Here is a 19,781-nt window from a genome sequence, read left to right on the forward strand (position 1 = left end):
TCCGCCGGGAGGTAAAAAAAGCCTCTCGAATACCCGTCCCGGATGCGCAGGTTGGCGCTGCGTTAGCGAGCGATCAGCCTTTATACTCCGCGCAATCTTCAGGAGTCAGCCATGCCGAATCTTACACTTGCCGATCTATCTGCAGAAATCGATGCCAACGTTCGTCGCGCGCTCGCCGAGGACGTCGGTAGTGGCGACATCACCGCGCAGTTGATTCCAGTCGAGCGGCTGGCGCATGCGTCGGTCATCACTCGCGAGGAGGCAGTGATCAGTGGAACGGCATGGGTAGACGCCGTATTCCGCCAAGTCGACCCACGCGTTGCGGTTCACTGGCAGGTTGCCGATGGTGACCGTGTCGGGGCTGACCGGGTGCTGTTCCATCTTGAGGGGCCGGCGCGGGCGCTGCTCACCGGCGAGCGCAGTGCGCTGAATTTTCTGCAACTGCTGTCGGGTGTGGCGACTCGCTGTCGTCACTACGCGGACATGGTAGACGGGACCGGCGTGCGTTTGCTCGATACGCGCAAGACCATACCCGGGCTGCGCCTGGCGCAGAAGTATGCCGTTACCTGCGGTGGATGCCACAACCACCGCATCGGTTTGTACGACGCCTTCCTGATCAAGGAAAACCACATCGCCGCTTGCGGTGGCATCGCCGAGGCGGTTGCTGCTGCACATCGCATCGCGCCGGGCAAGCCGGTGGAGATCGAGGTGGAGAGTCTGGACGAGCTCGAACAGGCGCTACTAGCAGGTGCCGATATCGTCATGCTGGACGAGCTCAGTCTGGATGACATGCGCACCGCGGTGGCCATCAATGGCGGGCGGGCCAAGCTCGAAGCGTCGGGCGGTATCAGCGATGAAACGCTGCGCAGCGTGGCGGAAACGGGGGTGGACTACATCTCCATCGGCGCGCTGACCAAGCATGTGCGGGCGGTGGATCTGTCGATGCGCTTGCGGCAGTAAGGGCGGGGCGAGGTTGCGGTGCCTGGCGCAGCGGCTGCGCCAGGCGGATCGGTCAGTGACGGCTTTTCAGGCCGAAATTCTCGTGCAGGGTGCCGGGGGTGTCGTCGCCCTTGGGCGCATAGTCCTTCGGCGGCTCGGTGAAGGCCGGCGACGAGAGACGCTCACGAGTGCCGTGGTTCTCTTCGCTGTGCAGTGCGGCCATCAGGCGTTGACGGGTCTGTTCGTCGAGTGCGAGGCGGCTGGCGCCGTCGGACAGGTGATCCTGAATGTCCTGATAGTTGTTGGTCAGCTTGCGCAGCAGGCTGGCGGTGGTGTTGAAGTGGGTAACCACCTCACTCTGATAAGTGTCGAAACGCTCTTGCAGGTCATCGACCTGACGCTGTGTGCGGTTTGGTGCGCTGCTGCGTGCCACCAGATAACCGATGGCGATGCCGGCGATCAGGCCGACGATCGGGAGCAACCAGGTCGCGAGGGTCTGTTCCACGAGTCCTTCCTCTATATAAACGGCTGTGCTTACGTTAACGTCTCGTACCTGCTCTGTATACCGCGACGCGAGGCGGCGGTTATTGGCAGCTAGTTAGCAAGACGAGTCGACTCGTCCCAAGGTCACGGAGTTCCTGCTTTGTTGAAACGCGAAACCCCCCTCACTCTCGACGGCCCTTGCGGGGCGCTTGAGGCGCTTTACTTCGACCAGCCTCAGCCAGTGGGGCTGGCGCTGATCTGCCACCCGAACCCGGTCAAGGGCGGCACCATGCTGAACAAGGTGGTCTCGACCCTGCAGCGCACCGCTCGCGACGCCGGCTACAGCACGCTGCGCTTCAATTATCGCGGTGTCGGCGGCAGCGCCGGCGCGCATGACATGGTCGAGGGCGAGGTGGATGACGCCGAGGCTGCGCTGCGTTGGCTGCGCGAGCAGAATCCGGAGCTGCCGCTGACGCTGCTGGGGTTCTCCTTCGGCGGGTTCGTCGCCGGCAAGCTGGCCCACCGTTTGAACGCGGAGGGCGTGGCGGTACAGCGGCTGATGATGGTGGCGCCGGCAGTGTCGCGCCTCGTCGAGCTGTCGTTGGCTGACGATTGCCAGCTGACGATCATCCAGCCGGAGCAGGACGAGGTCATCGATGCCGAGTCCGTGTACACCTTTTCCGCGCAGCTGCAGCACCCCCATGAGCGGCTGAAAGTGGCAGAATGCGGCCACTTTTTTCATGGCAAGCTGGTGGAATTGAAGGAGCTGGTCGCCCCGCGGCTTTGATGCCCGAACCTGCTTCTCTCCGCCGCGCTCAACGATCGAGAATGACTGCATGACTACCCGCATCCTGACCGGTATCACCACCACCGGCACGCCGCACCTGGGCAACTACGCCGGCGCGATCCGCCCGGCCATCCTGGCCAGCCGCGACGCGGCCGCCGATTCCTTTTATTTCCTGGCCGACTACCACGCGCTGATCAAGTGCGATGACCCGCTGCGTATCCAGCGCTCGCGCCTGGAGATTGCCGCGACCTGGTTGGCATGCGGCCTCGATGCCGAACGCGTGACCTTCTATCGTCAGTCCGACGTTCCGGAAATCCCCGAGCTGACCTGGCTGCTCACCTGCGTCACCGCCAAGGGGTTGCTCAATCGCGCCCACGCCTACAAGGCCTCGGTGGACAAGAACGTCGAGAACGGCGAGGACCCGGATGCCGGCGTGACCATGGGGCTCTACAGCTACCCGGTGCTTATGGCGGCGGACATCCTGATGTTCAACGCGCACAAGGTGCCGGTTGGCCGCGACCAGATCCAGCATGTGGAAATGGCCCGCGATATCGCTCAGCGCTTCAATCATCTGTTCGGTCACGGTCGTGAGTTCTTCACCCTGCCGGAAGCGGTGATCGAGGAAGGCGTCGCCACGCTGCCCGGCCTTGACGGACGCAAGATGTCGAAGAGCTACGACAACACCATTCCGCTGTTCGGCAGCGCCAAGGAGCTCAAGGGCGCGATCGCACGCATCGTCACCGACTCGCGCCTGCCGGGCGAGCCGAAGGACCCCGACAGCTCGCACCTGTTCACCCTCTACCAGGCGTTCGCTACCGCGCAGCAGCAGGATGCGTTCCGCCAGGAGCTGCTCGACGGGCTGGCCTGGGGCGATGCCAAGCAGCGCCTGTTCGAGCTGCTCGACAACGAGCTGGGCGAGGCGCGCGAGCTGTATCACCAGCTGATCACCAAGCCCGCCGAGCTGGAGGACATTCTCCAGGCGGGCGCGGCCAAGGCGCGCCGAATCGCCACGCCGTTCCTTGGTGAGCTGCGCGAGGCGGTGGGCCTGCGCAACTTCCGCAGCGAAGTTAAAAGTGCAGCGCCAGCCAAGAAGAAGTCCAGCAAGGTGGCGCGCTTCGCCAGCTTCCGCGACGCCGACGGCGCGTTCCGCTTTCGTTTCTTCGCGCCCGACGGCGAGGAGCTGCTGCTGTCCCGTCCGTTGAGCAACCCGAAGGCGATCGGCAGCCTGACCCAGCGGTTGATTGCCGGCGGGCCAGACGCGCTGGAACTTCGCGAGGACGAAGGCGATCAATTCACCCTGTGGCTGGACGACGAATGCATCGCCGACAGCCCGCACTACGAGAGCGCCGAAGCGCTCGACGCCGCCATGTTGCGGGTGCGCGAGGCGCTGGCCACGCTTGTCGAGTAACGCTGCTGGCTGGCCGGGCGCAGCCGATGGGTGCGCTCGGCGACGCGGTGATTTCCAAGTACGGGTGTCCCAGGAGGGCTGACGCTTGAACGACCTGAGTAAATTGCCAACCACCGAGGGCGCCGCTAAAGTGTCGGCCCCGTTTCACTACCCAGACTCCGCCATGACTCCTCTTGAGCGCTATCAGGCCGACCTGAAACGTCCTGACTTCTTCCACGATGCCGCCCAGGAAAACGCGGTGCGTCACCTGCAGCGTCTGTACGACGACCTGGTCGCCGACGATCGCAGCAAGAGCGGCCTGCTCGGCAAGCTGTTCGGCAAGAAGCAGCAGGGTCCGATCAAGGGCATCTACTTCTGGGGCGGCGTCGGCCGCGGCAAGACCTACCTGGTGGATACCTTCTTCGACGCGCTGCCCTTCGAGCAGAAGATGCGCACGCACTTCCACCGCTTCATGAAGCGCGTGCACGAGGAAATGAAAACCCTCAAGGGCGAGAAGAACCCGCTGACCATCATCGGCAAGCGCTTCGCCGACGAGGCCCGGGTGATCTGCTTCGACGAATTCTTCGTCTCTGATATCACCGATGCGATGATCCTCGCCACGCTGCTCGACGAGCTGTTCAAGAACGGCGTGAGCCTGGTGGCGACGTCCAACATCGTGCCCGACGGCCTGTACAAGGACGGCCTGCAGCGTGCCCGCTTCCTGCCGGCGATCGACCTGCTGAAGAAGCACACCGAGATCGTCAACGTCGACAGCGGCATCGACTATCGCCTGCGAGCGCTGGAGCAGGCCGAACTGTTCCACTTCCCCCTCGACGCCGAGGCCGAACAGAGCCTGGAGCGCAGCTTCAAGAGCCTGCTGCCGGAGAACTGCCGGGTCGTGAACAACGACGCGCTGATGATCGAGAACCGTGAAATCCTCGCGGTGAAGACCGGCAACGACGTGGCTTGGTTCGAGTTCCGCGAGCTCTGCGACGGCCCGCGCAGCCAGAACGACTACATCGAACTGGGCAAGATCTTCGGCGCCATCCTGCTGGCCAACGTCGAGCAGATGAGCGTCACCAAGGACGACATGGCGCGGCGTTTCATCAACCTGGTCGACGAGTTCTACGACCGCAACGTCAAGCTCATCATCTCCGCCGAGGTGGAGCTCAAGGACCTGTATACCGGTGGGCGTCTGGAGTTCGAATTCCAGCGCACCCTGAGCCGGCTGCTGGAGATGCAGTCCCACGAGTACCTGTCGCGTCCGCACAAGCCCTGATACGCCCCGGCGCTGTCGCCGCGGCGGTCCTCCTCGCTTCGGCGCGCAGCGACCGCCGGCCGCCAGCGATCACCCCTGGGCTTCCGGTCGGTACTTCTGCCGGTAGTGATTGGGTGACAGCTCGGTGTGCTGGCGGAAAAGGCGGGCGAAGAAGCTCGCATCGTCGTAGCCCACTTCGTAGCTGATCGTCTTGATGCTCTTGCCGGTGGTGGCGAGCAGGCTCTTCGCCGTCTCGATCCGCAGGCGTTGCAGATAGTGCAGCGGCTTGTCGCCGGTGGCTGCCTGGAAGCGGCGCATGAAGTTGCGAATGCTCATGCCATGCTGCCGCGCCACGTCCTCGAAGCGAAACTTTTCGGCGAAGTTGGCTTCCAGCCATTCCTGTATCTGCAAAACCCGCGTATCCAGATGCAGCTTCTGCCCGCCGAAACCCAAGCGCCCTGGGCTGTAACTGCGTTGTAGCTCGTAAAGCACGTCACGCGCCATGCCTTGGGCCACGTGTGCGCCGCAGAAGCGCTCGACCAGATACATGTACAGGTCGCAGGCCGAGGTCGTGCCGCCTGCGCAGTAGAGGTTGTCGCTGTCGGTGAGGTGCTTGTCGGCGCTGAAAGCCACACCGGGGAAGCGCTCGACGAAGTCATTGGCAAAGCGCCAGTGGGTGGTCGCCTCGCGGCCTTCCAGCAGGCCCGCCTGGGCCATCCAGAACACCCCGGTGGCTTCGCCACAGATGACGCTGCCTGCTGCGTGACGCTCGCGCAACCAGGGCATCACACGCGGATGCTGCGCGCAGAGCGCATCGAAATCTCCCCAGAAGGCCGGCAGGATCACCATGTCGGCGTCGTCCAGCGGACTATCCACGGCGATGGCGATACCGCTGAAGGTATTCACCGCCTTGCCGTCCGGGCTGACCAGACGGGTTTCGAAAGCAGGGGTGAGGTCAAGGCCGAGCTGTTTGCCATAGCGCAGGCTGGCCATGTGGAAGAAATCCTTGGCCTGGGTGAGTGTCGAGGCGAACACCCCTTCGGTGGCAAGTATGCTGACGCGCTGGATCGAGGCGAGATTGGGCATGCGATTCTAATTATTGTGGTGAGTAACAGGGTAAATCTGCCGTGTGGCGGCTGGAGCGTCCTATTTTTGAGTGCATCTGTCCAGCCTTCCCTGAAGCGATGCGGCTGAACCGTCACGGCGACCCGGCGTCGAACGGCTGATGCACAGGAGCGAAGAGATGAGTGAAAGCAGTCAGTATCCGACAGCCCCTTTTGGCGATTGGGACGGCAGCCCGGCCGCAGCGCGTGCGATGCAGCAGAGCCTGGCGGCGCAGGTGAGCTTGCAGGATGACTTCCCACCGTTGCGATTGATCGCCGGGGTGGATGTCGGTTTCGAGGATGGTGGCACTATCACCCGCGCCGCGGCAGTGCTGCTGGATGCCGATACCCTGGAGCTGGTCGGCAGCAGCCTGGCGCGAATTCCGACGAACATGCCCTACATTCCGGGCCTGCTTTCGTTCCGTGAGCTACCCGCGGTGCTGCAGGCGCTCGGCGAACTGCCGGCCGTTCCCGACCTGATCTTTTCCGACGGCCACGGCATCGCCCACCCGCGCCGCCTGGGCATTGCTGCTCACCTGGGCGTGGTGACCGGCCTGCCCACCATCGGCGTGGCAAAGAAGCTGCTCACCGGGGCGCACGACGAGCTGGATCTGGCGCGTGGTGCACAGGTCGAGTTGCGCGACAAGAAGACCGGCGAAGTGATCGGCTGCGTGCTGCGCAGCAAGGACAAGGTGCGGCCGCTGATCATTTCCCCGGGTAACCGGGTCAGCATCGTCACCGCACCGCAGCTGGTGATGCGTTATGTCACGCGCTATCGCCTGCCGGAGCCGACCCGGCTGGCCGACCGGCTGGCATCGCGGCGGGAAGAAAAGGCCGCCGCGCGGCGCTTGTCTGGAGCGGCCGAGTAGTTAAAGCAGTTGTAACCGGGATTGCCCGCGACCGTGGCGACGCTTGCAGCTGGCGTCTCGCAGGCGCTAGCCTGCGGGCCTGTTGTCAGCTCGGACCCTACGATGATTCTGGATTGCGCTACCGGTTGGTGTCAGGGCGTTCGCCACTGCCCGTCACCGAACTTCAACCAGCGGCCGGCCGGCGAGATTTCCCTGCTGGTGATCCACAACATCAGCCTGCCGCCGGGGCAGTTCGGCACCGGCAAGGTTCAGCAGTTCTTCCAGAATTGTCTGCAATGCCATGAGCACCCGTTTTTCGAGGAGATCGCCGAGCTGCAGGTGTCGGCGCATTTTCTCATCGAGCGTGATGGCGCGATCACTCAGTTCGTCTCCTGTCTGGATCGTGCCTGGCACGCCGGCGTGTCCTGCTTCGACGGTCGCGAGGGCTGCAACGATTTCTCCATCGGCATCGAGCTGGAGGGGACTGACGACCAACCCTTCAGTGAGGCGCAATACCAGGCGCTGATCGGATTGTGCCGGGTACTGCAGGGCGCGTTTCCAGCGATTACCCCCGGGCGGGTTTGCGGCCACAGCGATATCGCGCCGGGGCGCAAGACCGATCCCGGCCCGGCATTCGACTGGCAGCGGCTGCGTGCGGCTTCCATTACCTGCTGACGAAAGGAAAGGACGATGAGTTTTCTGGTGATCCTGCTCGTGCTGCTGGTGGAGAAGTTCTCTGATTGGCGCCCGCGGCTGCAATACGACAGCCCCTGGCTGACGCGCCTGCGCCAGGCGGAGGCCAACCCGCGTCTGCGACAGACGCCCTGGCTGGCGCTGCTGTTGCTGGTGTTGCTCCCAGTGCTGCTGCTCGGCCTGGTTCTGCTGGCACTGGAACCGCTGGCCTACGGGTGGCTGAGCCTGCCGGTGCATCTGCTGGTGCTGCTCTACAGCCTCGGCCGCGGCCATGCCAAGGCTGAACTCGGTGCGTTCCGCGACGCTTGGCGCCGTGGAGATGAGGAAGCCGCGGCGCTGGCCGCCGAACGTGACGCCGGCCTGCAGGCGCAGGACCCGCCGAGCCTGTTGGCAGCGGTGCAGTCCTGGCTGCTGTGGCGGAGCTACGAGGGTTTTTTTGCGGTGATCTTCTGGTACCTGCTGCTCGGGCCGATGGCGGCGCTGGCGTACCGGCTGCTGGCGCTGTGCGCCGAGCACACTGAGCTCGAAGGATTGCGCGAGCGGGCTGAGCAGCTGCGGCATGCCTTCGACTGGTTGCCGGTGCGGGTGTTGCTCGGCAGTTTTGCGCTGGTCGGCAACTTCGTCGCGGTCAACCGTGCGCTGCTGCACGAGTTACTGAGCTGGGATGTGCCAGCTCGGCGGCTGTTGGCCGATGCCGGTCCGTTGGCCGCCGATCTGCCGCCCGCGGTCGACGGCGAGGCGGGCATCGCGAGGCTCGACGGGATCGCGGCATTGCTCGTACGTACACGGGTGTTCTGGTATGCGGTGATCGCAGTCTGGACGATCCTCGCCTGAGGCTTTTGGCCAGCGGCGCCGCTAATGGACGTCCATAACGCCTCTGTATGTGGGGGCACCGCCGAATCGCTGTAACCCGCAGGCCAGACGCCTCGCCGAGCGTCTGGTTGATACCTGTCGAAGAGCCATCATTTGGCCATTACCTTAAGTTACAAAAACGCTTACCGATATCCCGTATAACCCGGGCAGAAGCCACTCTCTGACGAGCCCTGCTGCGCGCTGCAACTGCGTGCAAGCCAATACCAATAAAATTGGGAGACGTCGTGTGAATAGCCTGTTGTATCCCGCGATCGCGTTCATGAACCGCCTGAGCTTCGGCATGAAGTTCAGCCTGGTCAGCGTCCTGTTTTTCGTTCCCATGCTGCTGAGCAACTACTACCTGGTGCGCGACTCGTACCGGGCGTATGTCGGTACCCGTAACGAGCTGCAAAGCCTCGAGCTGCTTGGCTCGACCCTGCAGGTGCGGCGTAGCATGGAAGACTGGAAAGACCTCGTGCATATCGAGTCGATCATCGGCCAGACCGGCAATGTCGAGGCGTTGAAGACCCGTCTGAACCGCGTCGAAAGCGAGCTTACGGCGCAGCTGCAGGCGCTCGCGCCGGTTGGCGATGCGCCCGAGCAGGTGGCCGAATTCAATGCCCGTCGCGACGAGCTGGTGACCGGCCTGAACGCCGCCCAGGCCGAGCAATCGTTGCAGTCCAAGGCAGCCATGGCCGAGTCCCTGCTGGGTCAGTCGCAGGTGATAATCAAGCTCGTCGCCGGCCAGTCTGGCCTCAGCCAGGATCTCGAGCGTGAGGTCCGTCTGTTGGCCGAGCTGCTGACCACGGTAACCCCGGCCATCAGCGCATCGCTCGGCGAGGGGCGCGCGGTGGGCTCCTACACGTTCGGCCAGGGCTACCTGAACTCCGATGCCAGCAATACGCTGGACAACCTCGTGCTGGAACTGGAAAAGCAGCAGGCGCAGTACGCCGCACAGTTGCAGGATGCCCTGGGCGCAAGCCAGGCCGCGCGTACCCGGCTCGACGCCTTCGCCACCGCCAGTCGTGAGTCCCTGCAGGCGAGCAGCGAAATTCTGCAGGACGAGGTGATCATGGCCGAGGCGCTGGACCTGCCTTGGGAGCAGTTCTACGAGCGCATCAGCGCGCAGATGGCCAAGACCTACGAGCTGAACGACGCCATTCTCGGTTTCCTCGAGGTGGAGCTTGCCGAGCGGCTGGAGCAGAAGCGCCTGCTCATGACCCTGCTGCTTTCGGCACTGGCGGTGGTGCTGTGCCTGGTGGCGTATCTGTACGCAGGCTTCTACGCCTCGACGCGCGCCTCGCTGCACAGTCTCGGCAGGATCATGGACAAGGTCGCCGCCGGTGACATGACCGTGCGCTATCAGGTACAGAGCCGCGATGAGCTTGGCGAGCTGGGCCAGGTGTTCAATACCACCGTGGCGCAGATCCGCGAGCTGATCGAGCGAGTCGGGCAGACCGTCGCCGAAGTCGAACGCCAGGCACAGCGGGTCGAAAGCGTCTCCGGCGAGAGCAATCAGACGGTATCCGAGCAGCGTGGGCAGATCGAGCAGGTCGCCACGGCGATGAACGAGATGTCCGCCACCGCCCAGGAGGTCGCCAGCAGTGCCGAGGCCGCAGTTGGCAGCGCACAGAGCGTCAACGAGGAAACCGTCAGCGGGCGCGAGCTGGTGGTAGCGCAGGTCGGCGGTATCCAGCGGCTGGCCGGCGAGATAGAGCAGTCGGTGCAGGTGATCAACCAGTTGGCCGACGACAGCAAGGCGATCAGCCAGGTGCTGGACGTGATCAAGACCATCGCCGAGCAGACCAACCTGCTGGCCCTCAATGCGGCCATCGAGGCCGCGCGTGCGGGCGAGCAGGGCCGTGGCTTCGCGGTGGTCGCAGACGAGGTGCGTGGGCTGGCGCAGCGGACGCAGAAGTCCACCGCGGAAATCGAGCAGATGATCGCTCGCCTGCACAATGGTGTCGGCGCAGCGGTGAAAACCATGCATGCCAGCCATACGCTGGCCGAAGACACCGTAGGCCAGTCGGGGCGGGTCGAGCAGGCGCTGGAAAACATCCTCGGCGCGGTGGGGCTGATCGTCGATCAGAACCAGCAGATCGCCGCTGCGGCTGAGCAGCAGACAGCCGTGGCGCACGATATCGATCGCAATATCGTCGCGATCAACGAGGCCGGCCAGCGCACCGCCGAGGGCGCCGGGCAAACCGAGCAGGCGAGTCGCGAACTGTCCCAGCTGGTGGGACGCCTGCAGCAGCTGATCGGCGCGTTCCGGGTCTGACCGAGGCGATGATCAGGGCTGCGGCCAGCCGAACAGTTCACAGCTGTTGCGATAGCTGGCTGCGGCCAGCTCTTCGGCGCTGACACCCTTCAGATCGGCCAGCATCCGGCAGATATCCGGCAGCAGTTCCGGGCTGTTGCGCTCGCCGGCATGGCCGGCCGGCGGGATATCAGGCGAGTCGGTTTCCAGCACTATGGCCTCCAGCGGCAGTTGCTTGAGCACCCGCTGCATGCGCAGCGCCTGTGGCCAAGTACCGGCACCCCCGAGGCCGAGCCTGAAGCCGAGGCGCAGGTATTCCTGAGCTTCCTCCCAGCTGCCACTGAAGGCGTGCACGATGCCGGCGCGCTGCAGCTTGTAGCGTTTGAGCATGGCGATCATCGGTGCGTGGGCGCGGCGTACGTGCAGCAGTACTGGCAGCTCGAACTCCGCAGCCAGCGCCAGCTGCGCTTCGAGCAGTTCGTGCTGGCGCTCGATGTCCGGGTCCTCGACGTAATAGTCCAGGCCGATCTCGCCGATGGCGCAGAGTTTAGGCTCACCGCGTAGCTGCTCCAGCCAGTCGCGCAGCTTGCCCAGGTGCTCGTCCCGGTGCTCGGCGATGAACACCGGGTGAAGGCCCAGCGCGGCATGAACCGCTGGCTGCTCGCAGGCTAGCTGCCAGACCCGCTCCAGATTCGCTTCGTGCACACCGAGTACCACGATGCGCTCGACGCCAGCGGCCGCGCTGCGGGCGATGACCTGGGTCCTGTCATCATCGAACATCTCGAAATCGAGGTGGGTATGGGTGTCGATAAGCTGCACGACAGGCTCCGTACGGTCGGCGGTGGGCGGGCGCGTAATGCTACATGGCCTTCAGTGGCTTTCCTCTTCGATCTGAATGTCGCTGACGCCCAGCTCTTCAAGCCGGCTGTCTTCGCTGGGGCGTATCGGGTTTTCCCAGGGGGCGTCGACCGCCGCACGCGGCTCGCGGACGTAATGCAGCAGTATTTCCAGTTCGGCCTGCTCCAGACCGGGCACTTCGAACGAGCTGATCAGCAGCGAGGCGGGTTCGCCGTTGATGCAGTAGTGGATGCGGTAACGCTTCAGATCGGTCATGGCGGGCTTCCTGCGGTTGGCGGCACTGAAGTATCCGACCGCCGAAATCCGCTCAGGCTCCCGAGTCTCCTTGTGCTTCGCGCTCGAGCAACGCTGCCTTGCGTTCCAGCCCCCAGCGATAGCCGGTCAGCGCCTGATGACTGCCGACCACGCGATGGCAGGGCACCAGCAGGCCGACGGTGTTGCTGGCGCAGGCGCGGGCCACCGCACGGGCGTGGCTGCTGAGGGTTGCCGCCAGCTCACCGTAGCGCCGCGTCTCGCCGGCGGGAATCTGCTGCAACGCCTGCCAGACGCGCTGCTGAAAGGCCGTGCCGCGCAGGTCGAGCGGCAGCTGGGCGGCACGCTGCGGTTCTTCCAGTTGGCTGACGATTGCCTGCAGCCACTCACCCAGGCCTTCCTGGTCGCGCTGCAACTGTGCCGCGGCAAAGCGTGAGCGCAGCTCGTCTTCCAGCGCTGTCTGGTCGTCGCCGAACAGCAGGGCGCAGATGCCTTTGTCGCTGCTGGCGACCAGCAGCTGGCCGAGTGGGCAGGGCGCCAGGGCGTAGCGCAGGGTTTCGCCCGCACCTTTGCGGCGGCGCTGGGCCGGCGTCAGTGCCTGGGCGTCCGCGTAAGGGGCCCGCGTGCCGGAGTAGCCGGCAGCGAGGGCGGCATCGAGTACCGAGTCGGCCTCGGTCAGGTGGGTTTCCAGACGTTCGCGGCGGCGCGCCGCCGACCACGCCCGCGGGGTCATGCCGGTGCGCGCCTTGAATGCCCGTGACAGGTAGGCCGGCGACAGCCCGATGCGCGCGGCCAGCTGCTGCAGCGGCGGCGGCGTCTCGGTTTCGTCGAGCAGGCGGCAGGCGGCGATCACCAGTGCATCGAGCTGCTCGCTCGGGCTCGGGCCGCAGGGCGAACAGCGGCGACATGGCCGGTAACCGGCGGCCTGGGCTGCCGCTGGATCGGTGTAGAACGCCGTCCGCTCGCGAGCTGGCCGGCGTGCCGGGCAGCTGGGTCGGCAGAAAATACCTGTCGAGCGCACGGCGAACACGAAGCGGCCATCGAAGGCGGCATCGCGTTCGCATAGCGCTTGCCAGCAGCGGTCCTGGTCGAGCATGGCGCGACTCCCCTGGTTGATGCTGCGATTGTCGGTCCTGGCCGGACGTGCGCCAATCCAAAGCGTGCTTTCAAAGTCGATGGGGAGCATGGAAGCCGCCCCGTGATTGCCGTAACCTGCAGCATCGCCCTGACCGAGAAGGACCTGCAAGCCGCTGATGAAAACGCCTAAACGACTCGAACCGCTGATCGAGGATGGCCTGATCGACGAGGTGCTGCGGCCGCTGATGAGCGGCAAGGAAGCAGCGGTATACGTGGTGCGCTGTGGCGATGAGCTGCGCTGCGCCAAGGTCTACAAGGAAGCCAACAAGCGCAGCTTCCGCCAGGCCGTGAAATACCAGGAAGGCCGCAAGGTGCGCAGTAGTCGCGATGCGCGCGCGATGGCCAAGGGCTCCAAGCACGGGCGCAAGGAGAAGGAAGACAACTGGCAGAACGCTGAGGTGGCGGCGCTGTTCCGCTTGGCCGATGCCGGCGTGCGCGTTCCCAAACCCTGCGACTTTCTCGACGGCGTGCTGCTGATGGAGATGATTGCCGGCGAAGATGGCGATGCCGCACCGCGACTGAACGACGTGGACCTGCATCCGGACGACGCCCGCGAGTTCCATGCGTTCATGATCCACGAGGTGGTCAAGATGCTCTGCGCGGGGCTGGTGCACGGTGATCTGTCGGAATTCAACGTGCTGCTCGACGAGCACGGCCCGGTGATCATCGACCTGCCGCAGGCGGTGGATGCGGCCGGCAACAACCATGCGTTCGAAATGCTCGAGCGCGATGTTGGCAACATGTCGGCCTATTTCGGACAGTTCGCGCCGGAACTCAAGTTCACCCGTTACGCCAAGGAGATGTGGGCGCTGTACGAGCAGGGCAAGCTGACCACCGAGACCGAGCTGACCGGGGAATTTGCCGAGCCGGAAGATGCCGCGGATATCGATGCGGTAATGCGGGAGATCAAGGCCACGCTGGCCGAACAGGAGCGCCGTGAGGCCTTGCGCGGTGCGGACGATGCGCCGAAGGATGAGCCGCCGGAGCCGCCGTGGATGAAAGGCTGATCGGCAGTCTCTGGCGAACCCCGGAGACTGCTGCTTCTGTGTTTTTGCCGACTAGCGGGAGTCTTCAAAGACTCCGGCCAGCTAAGGTCTTCAGTGCGTCGATTGCTCTGTAGAGTTTTCCCCAGCGTCCGCGGTATCCGCGGACGCCGCCTTCCACCCACCCCCCAACGCCACATACAACGCCACCTGCGCCGTCGCCAGCGCGGTCCGGCCTTCCAGTGCGCGCTGGCGGGCCTGTAGCGCACCGCGCTGGGCGTCCAGCACCTCGCTCAGGTTTGCCTCACCCAGCTCGTAGCTGCGCTGCGCCAGCCGATGCGCCCGTTCACGGTGCTCGCGGGTGCGGCTGAGGGATGCGTGCCTGCGCTGCTGACCGGCCATCCTCGTCAGGCCCCGTTCGACTTCCTCCAGCGCGCGGGCCAGCGCCTGCTCGAAGGCGACGTAGGCGGTCTCGCCCTCGGCATCGGCGAGGTCGATGGCGGCGCCGCGGCGTGGAAAATCCAGCAACGGCAGGCCGAACGTCGCGCCGACCCTGGCGAAGTTGGAGGCGCCGGATACCGCGTCGCCCAGGGCGAAGCCGGAGCGGCCAACCGCGGCCTGCACCGCCAGCTTGGGGAACAGATCACGACGGGCGGCCAGCGATTGCAGCTCGGCGGCGTCCAGCCGTGCGGCTTCGGCGATCAGGTCCGGACGGCGGCGCAGCAGGTCAATGGGCTGGCCGGGGGCGATGAGCTGCTCGGCCAGTGGTACCGGCGCACTGGCGGCGAGACGCGCGGCGGTGCTGCCCGGCGGCTCGGCGAGCAGGGTGTCCAGCGCCAGCTGCGCTTCGGCCAGATGAATGTCCAGCTCGTCCAGATCGGCTTCCAGCGACGCGCGCTCGGCGGAGGTGGCCTCCACGTCCAGCCGGGTCACTTCGCCGGCGTGGAACAGCAGCCCGGCGATACGCTCCAGTTCGCGCGCCACTTCGATGCCTTCGACCAGCAACGCGCGCTGGCCCTGCAACGCGCGCAGTTGCAGATAGCCCTGGGCGGTGTTCGAGGCCACGGCCAGCCGTGCGGCGATCGTTTGCGCTTCGGCTGAGCGCAGTTGCTGGGCCGCACTGTCACGCCGCGCACGGGTGGCGCCGAACAGGTCCAGCTCCCAGGTCGCCTGCAGCGCCAGCTCCCAGGTATCGAAGCTGATCACGTCGTCGTCGGGGATGAAGTCGGCCAGCGGGCTGTCGGGTTCGGCTTCCTGATCGTTCTCGTTCCACTGGCGGCTGGCCGAACCAGGCAGATCGAAGCTCGGCAGCAGGCCGGCGCGCGACTGGCGCAGCTGGGCTCGCGCTGCAGTGACGCGCGCCATGGCCAGGCGTACATCGTGGTTCTGCTGCATGGCGCGGCTGACCAGCGCGCTGAGCTGCGGGTCATCGAACTGGCGCCACCAGGCGGCCAGCGACTCGGCATCGGCCGGGTGCGCACCGGCGGCACTGAACCAGCCTTCCGGCAGTTGCGGATCGGCATGCTGCGGTGCGCTGGAGCAGGCACTCAGGGCCAGGGCGAGCAGCAGCGGGGCGGCCAGGGCCTTGGCAGTCATGCGGTTTCCTCCGGGCGTACTTTCATGAACAGCAGGTACAGGCACGGCACCGCCAGCAGCGTCAGCAACGTGGCGAAGCCCAGGCCGCCCATGATGGTAACCGCCATGTTGGCGAAGAACGGGTCGAACAGCAGCGGCACCATGCCCAGTACGGTGGTGCCGGCGGCCATCATCACCGGTCGCAGGCGCGACGCCGAGGCTTCGATGATGGCGGTCAGGCGCGGCACCTCGTCGTCGATCTGCCGGTCGATCTCGTCCACCAGCACCACAGCGTTCTTGATCAGCATGCCGGTCAGGCTGAGCAGGCCGAGCAGTGCCATGAAGCCGAACGCCTGACCGGTGAGCAGCAGGCCGAAGCTCACCCCGCAGATCGCCATGGGTACCACCAGCCAGATCATCAGCGGCTGGCGCACCCTGGCGAACAGCAGCACGGTGACCAGCACCATCGCCAAGTAGGGCACCGCCAGCGTGCTGGCCAGCGCCTGCTGGGCGTCGGAAGACTGTTCGTAATCGCCGCCCCACTTCAGGCTGTAGTTGACTGGCAGCTCGATGCCCTCGATCAGCGGGCGAATGCGCTGGTGTGCCTCGTTGGTGTTCTCGCCATCGCGGGGTTCGGCGCGAATGGAGATGGTGCGCTCGCGGTCGTAGCGCACGATGATGCTGTCCTCGCTGATCGGCTCGATGCCGTCGGCGACCTGTGCCAGCGGCACGTAGCCGGTGCCGGCGGGGCTCCAGATCAGCCGTTGCAGCAGGTCGTCGCTGCCGACACGGTCCTCCGGCGCGGCACGCAGCAATACCGGGATCAGCTCGTCGCGCTCGCGCAGTAGGCTGACCCGCTGGCCCTCGCTACCGGCGGCCAGGGCGCGCGCCACCGCCTGGCGCGTCAGCCCGGCGTCGGCGAGGCGATCCAGCGCCAGTTGCGGGCGGAGCACCAGTACCTGCTGGCGCCAGTCGTCGCGCACGTTGAAAACCTTGCCTTCGGCCTGCAGGCGCTTGCGACCCTCGGCGGAAATGGCCCGCAGCACCTCGATGTCCGGGCCGCTGATGCGCGCTTCCAGCTTGGCCTCGGCATTGGGGCCGAACATGAACTGCGCAGCCGAGACGTCGGCCGAGGGATAGCGTTGTGGCAGCTGCTGGTTGATCTGCCTCACCAGCCCGGCGATCAGCTCGGCATCCTCGGTGCGCACGAGAAAATGCATCAGCGACGAATTCGGCTGCTCCGGCATATAGGTCAGCATGAAGCGCGAGGCTCCGGCGCCGATGAAGCTGGACACCTCGCTTACCCCCTCCAGCTCCGCCAAATACGCCTCCACTTCAGAGGCGGTCTCTGCGGTCTCGCGAATATGCGTGCCCTGTGGCAGGAACAGATTGACGTAGAACAGCGGCGTGCTCGACGGCGGGAAGAAGCTCTGCGGCAAGCGGGTGAACAGCACCATGCTGACCACCGTCAGCACCACTAGCACGCCGACCGTCAGCCAGGGCCGATGCAGCACTCCGCCGGCCAGTCGGCGGTAGCGGTTGTACCAGGGGCCGTCGTAGGCGGCGTCGGGGTCCTCGTCGGTCTTGGCGTTGCGCAGCAGGTAATGACCGAACAGCGGCACCAGCAGCAACGCCAGCAGCCAGCTGAGCAGCAGCGACACGGCGATGACGAAGAACAGCGAGAAGAGGAATTCGCCGGTGGTGTCCTGGGACAGGCCGATGCCGGCGAAGGCGAGGATGCCGATGATGGTGGCGCCGAGCAGCGGCCACTGCGTCTGTTGCAGCGTTTCCTGCGAGGCCTCGAGGATGTTCTTGCCCTGGCGCTGGCGTACCAGCATGCCGTCACAGACCACCACCGCGTTGTCCACCAGCATGCCCATGGCGATGATCAGCGCGCCGAGGGAAATCCGCTCCAGTTCGATGCCCGCCAGCCACATCACCAGCAGCGTGCCGAGCACGGTGAGAAACAGCACCGCGCCGATGATGACGCCGGCGCGCAGTCCCATGGCGATGCACAGCACGCCGACCACGATGGCCACCGAGAGGAACACGTTGAGCGCGAAGCTGTTCACCGACTCATCGACGATCTGGTGCTGCTCGTACAGCGGATGCAGTTCGGCGCCCAGTGGCATGCGGTGTTCGATGGCCTGCAACGCCGCTTCGACGCTGTGGCCGACCTCGACGATGTTCGCGCCCGAGACGCCGCTGACTCCCAGGGTCAGTGCCGCCTGGCCGTTGTGGCGGATGATCTGCCGCGGCCGCTCGGCATAGTCGCGCGACAGCTTGGCGATGGCGCCGAGTTCGACCCGCTGCGGGCCCTGGCCGACCGGCAATGCGCGTAGCTCGTCGAGCGAATCGAAGGCGCCGCTCGGGCGCAGGCGCACGAAGAACTCGCCGGCATGCACGCCGCCGGCATCCACTGCGGCATCGGTGTCGGCCAGCGCCGCCGCGATCTCGTCGGGGGCGATGCCCATCGCGGCCAGCTGCGCCTGGTCGACTTCCACGAGGATGCGCTCTTCCTGCACGCCAGCGATCTCGACCTTGCCGACGCCGTCGGCGGCCACCAGCGTGCGGCGCAGATCCTTGGCCGTCTCGTGCAGCTCCTTGAGCGTCAGGCCGTCGCCGGTCAGCGCATAGAAAATGCCGTAGACGTCGCCGAAATCGTCGTTGACCAGCGGCGGTTCGATCCCCGGTGGCAGGTCGCCCTGGGCATCGTTGATCTTGTTGCGCAGCTCGTCCCAGATCTGCGGCAGCGCATCGCCGTCGTAGCGGTCCTGCATCTCCACGCGAATCTCGGCGATGCCCGGCATCGAGCGCGAGCGGAGCTCCTTGATCTGCGACATCTGCTGGATCGCGCTCTCCAGCGGCTCGGTCACCTGCTGTTCGACCTCCAGCGCCGTGGCGCCGGGATACTGCACGTTGACGATAGCCTGCTTGATGGTGAATTCCGGGTCTTCCAGGCGGCCGATCTCGAAGAAGGCGAGGGTGCCGCCGAGCAGGCAGATCAGTATCAGAATCCAGATGTTGACCGGGCGGGTGATGGCGTAGCGGGCGAAATCCATCGGCTCAGTTCCGCTCCTTCGCTTCGATCGGTTGATCGTCGTGCAGCTTGCTGCCGCCAGCGACGATGATCGGCAGCTGCGCCTGCAGGCCCTCGCCACGGATCAGTGCCTGATCGCCTTCAACCTGCTGCAGGTCCACGGCCAGCCGCCGCGCGCGGCCATCGTCCGCCTGCCAGATGAAATGCTGGCCGTCGCTGCCGGTCTGCAGCGCCGACAACGGCAGGCGAAAGGCGTCATGGGTCGTTTGCGGCTGCGCCGGACGTTCGATGCTGACGCGCATGGCCATGCCCGGCAGCAGGTTGTAATCCTCCGGCGGCTCGCCCTGCAGCACCAGGCGGTAGGTGCGCGCGCCTTCACGCGGCTGCGTGCTGTGCTCCTTGTAGCGCAGCGGCAGACGCAGATCGGCGATCACCAGTTCAGCCTCGGCCTGCAGCTCGGGCCCGAGCGGGATGCTCAGCGCTGCGCTTTCCGGCAGGTCGACGCTGACTTCGATATGGCGGTTGTCCTGCATCTCGAATACCGGCGTGCCGACCGCGACGACCATGTCCGGCTCGGCCAGGCGGCGCGCCACCACGCCATCGAACGGCGCGTTCAGCGTGCTGTGATCGAGGTCGCGCTGGGCGCTGTCGCGCGCCACCCGTGCGGCCACGGTGTTGGCTTGCAGCGCTTCGATTGCGGCGGGGGCGAGGATGCCTTCGGCGAGGAGGGTGCGCTTGCGTGCCAGATCCGCCTCCAGTTGACGCAGGCGCGCCTCGGCTTCGCGCAGCTGCAGGCGGTAGTCGGTGCGATCCAGCTGTGCCAGCGGTTGCCCGCGGCGCACCCGCGTACCTTCGTCGACCAGGATGCGCTCGATACGCCCGGCCACCTCGAACGACAATTGCGTGGAGGTCACGCTCTGCACCACGCCGGAGAAGCGCAGCGCCTCGGCTTTCGGCTCGGCCGCCTGCAACGGCTCGACCAGGGCCACCCGTGGCGGCTCGGGTGCCGGCTCGGCTTCCGAGGAGCAACCACCGAGCAGCGGCAGCGCACAGACGATGATCGTCAACCAGGCCTTGGACGCTGGGAATGCTCGCGTTGACGTCATCGTGGCTCCTGTCTGATCGGCGTTGCGGGCGTGCGGGCGCCCATTGGGACTGACAGTAGAGCCCCGCGTCTGCGCAGGAGTTCGCTGGCGATGTTCGTAGAAGTGAGGTGACCGGGCGGTCGACTTCTGCCGAGGCTCTGCCACACTCAAGGGTGCGCGGCTGCGGCTCTGCAGCGCTTGACCGTCGTGAACTCAGCGGGGATGCTTGCCCGCTGTTGAAGGC

The 19,781-nt window shown here is 65.6% G+C and carries 17 protein-coding genes; 9 read left to right on the forward strand and 8 right to left on the reverse strand.

Going from position 1 to position 19,781, the window contains the following annotated elements; genetic code table 11:
- Positions 1-111 precede the first annotated feature (111 nt).
- Complete coding sequence (nadC, locus tag IEG05_RS01345) at positions 112-960, forward strand: carboxylating nicotinate-nucleotide diphosphorylase (protein ID WP_044315717.1); 849 nt, start codon at positions 112-114, stop codon at positions 958-960.
- A gap of 52 nt (positions 961-1,012) precedes the next feature.
- On the opposite strand, the gene IEG05_RS01350 is transcribed toward nadC, so the two are convergent.
- On the reverse strand, positions 1,013-1,444 hold the full coding sequence (locus tag IEG05_RS01350) for a Z-ring associated ZapG family protein (protein WP_003298586.1): 432 nt from the start codon (positions 1,442-1,444) through the stop codon (positions 1,013-1,015).
- A 138-nt stretch (positions 1,445-1,582) separates the two neighbouring features.
- Between IEG05_RS01350 and IEG05_RS01355 the strand changes: the two genes are divergently transcribed.
- The 3 genes from IEG05_RS01355 (at position 1,583) to zapE (ending at position 4,875) form a co-directional block, all read left to right on the forward strand.
- Complete coding sequence (locus tag IEG05_RS01355) at positions 1,583-2,209, forward strand: alpha/beta hydrolase (RefSeq protein ID WP_046619223.1); 627 nt, start codon at positions 1,583-1,585, stop codon at positions 2,207-2,209.
- 49 nt (positions 2,210-2,258) lie between these two features.
- Positions 2,259-3,617, forward strand: coding sequence for a tryptophan--tRNA ligase (locus tag IEG05_RS01360; protein ID WP_191121524.1), 1,359 nt, complete (start codon positions 2,259-2,261; stop codon positions 3,615-3,617).
- A 163-nt stretch (positions 3,618-3,780) separates the two neighbouring features.
- Positions 3,781-4,875: a cell division protein ZapE gene (gene zapE / locus IEG05_RS01365; RefSeq protein ID WP_046619340.1), complete on the forward strand. Its 1,095-nt coding sequence runs from the start codon at positions 3,781-3,783 to the stop codon at positions 4,873-4,875.
- A gap of 69 nt (positions 4,876-4,944) precedes the next feature.
- Here the strand turns inward: zapE and IEG05_RS01370 are convergent, their stop codons facing one another.
- Positions 4,945-5,940 (reverse strand): GlxA family transcriptional regulator, encoded by a 996-nt coding sequence (locus IEG05_RS01370; protein WP_191121525.1) that lies wholly within the window; start codon positions 5,938-5,940, stop codon positions 4,945-4,947.
- A 157-nt stretch (positions 5,941-6,097) separates the two neighbouring features.
- Between IEG05_RS01370 and nfi the strand changes: the two genes are divergently transcribed.
- From nfi to IEG05_RS01390, 4 genes are all read left to right on the forward strand, one after another.
- Positions 6,098-6,826: a deoxyribonuclease V gene (gene nfi, locus IEG05_RS01375; protein ID WP_045665480.1), complete on the forward strand. Its 729-nt coding sequence runs from the start codon at positions 6,098-6,100 to the stop codon at positions 6,824-6,826.
- Between the two features lie 102 nt (positions 6,827-6,928).
- Positions 6,929-7,480, forward strand: coding sequence for a 1,6-anhydro-N-acetylmuramyl-L-alanine amidase AmpD (gene ampD / locus IEG05_RS01380; RefSeq protein ID WP_191121526.1), 552 nt, complete (start codon positions 6,929-6,931; stop codon positions 7,478-7,480).
- Positions 7,481-7,495: 15 nt separating this feature from the next.
- Positions 7,496-8,332 carry a regulatory signaling modulator protein AmpE gene (gene ampE / locus IEG05_RS01385; protein WP_191121527.1) on the forward strand — a complete coding sequence of 279 codons (837 nt, stop codon included), beginning with the start codon at positions 7,496-7,498 and terminating at the stop codon, positions 8,330-8,332.
- Between the two features lie 265 nt (positions 8,333-8,597).
- The gene (locus IEG05_RS01390) at positions 8,598-10,628 is read left to right on the forward strand and encodes a methyl-accepting chemotaxis protein (RefSeq protein WP_191121528.1); all 2,031 of its coding nucleotides are present in this window, start codon (positions 8,598-8,600) and stop codon (positions 10,626-10,628) included.
- 12 nt (positions 10,629-10,640) lie between these two features.
- Here the strand turns inward: IEG05_RS01390 and IEG05_RS01395 are convergent, their stop codons facing one another.
- From IEG05_RS01395 to ada, 3 genes are read right to left on the reverse strand one after another with little or no spacing between them, the layout of a single operon-like run.
- Positions 10,641-11,426, reverse strand: coding sequence for a TatD family hydrolase (locus IEG05_RS01395; protein ID WP_101275137.1), 786 nt, complete (start codon positions 11,424-11,426; stop codon positions 10,641-10,643).
- A 51-nt stretch (positions 11,427-11,477) separates the two neighbouring features.
- Positions 11,478-11,720: a hypothetical protein gene (locus IEG05_RS01400; protein ID WP_014819080.1), complete on the reverse strand. Its 243-nt coding sequence runs from the start codon at positions 11,718-11,720 to the stop codon at positions 11,478-11,480.
- Between the two features lie 52 nt (positions 11,721-11,772).
- Complete coding sequence (ada, locus tag IEG05_RS01405; protein WP_191121558.1) at positions 11,773-12,813, reverse strand: bifunctional DNA-binding transcriptional regulator/O6-methylguanine-DNA methyltransferase Ada; 1,041 nt, start codon at positions 12,811-12,813, stop codon at positions 11,773-11,775.
- A gap of 157 nt (positions 12,814-12,970) precedes the next feature.
- Between ada and IEG05_RS01410 the strand changes: the two genes are divergently transcribed.
- Complete coding sequence (locus IEG05_RS01410; RefSeq protein WP_046619236.1) at positions 12,971-13,861, forward strand: PA4780 family RIO1-like protein kinase; 891 nt, start codon at positions 12,971-12,973, stop codon at positions 13,859-13,861.
- 90 nt (positions 13,862-13,951) lie between these two features.
- Here IEG05_RS01410 and IEG05_RS01415 read toward each other — a convergent pair whose 3' ends face one another.
- From IEG05_RS01415 to IEG05_RS01425, 3 genes are read right to left on the reverse strand one after another with little or no spacing between them, the layout of a single operon-like run.
- Entirely contained in the window at positions 13,952-15,433 is a 1,482-nt protein-coding gene (locus tag IEG05_RS01415) for an efflux transporter outer membrane subunit (protein ID WP_046619237.1), read from the reverse strand.
- Positions 15,430-18,474: an efflux RND transporter permease subunit gene (locus IEG05_RS01420; RefSeq protein ID WP_191121529.1), complete on the reverse strand. Its 3,045-nt coding sequence runs from the start codon at positions 18,472-18,474 to the stop codon at positions 15,430-15,432. The genes IEG05_RS01415 and IEG05_RS01420 overlap by 4 nt, the downstream gene beginning before the upstream one ends.
- A gap of 4 nt (positions 18,475-18,478) precedes the next feature.
- Positions 18,479-19,558: an efflux RND transporter periplasmic adaptor subunit gene (locus IEG05_RS01425; RefSeq protein WP_046619241.1), complete on the reverse strand. Its 1,080-nt coding sequence runs from the start codon at positions 19,556-19,558 to the stop codon at positions 18,479-18,481.
- Positions 19,559-19,781: the final 223 nt, after the last annotated feature.

Source organism: Stutzerimonas kunmingensis (genome assembly GCF_014764705.1).
Lineage (GTDB): Bacteria > Pseudomonadota > Gammaproteobacteria > Pseudomonadales > Pseudomonadaceae > Stutzerimonas.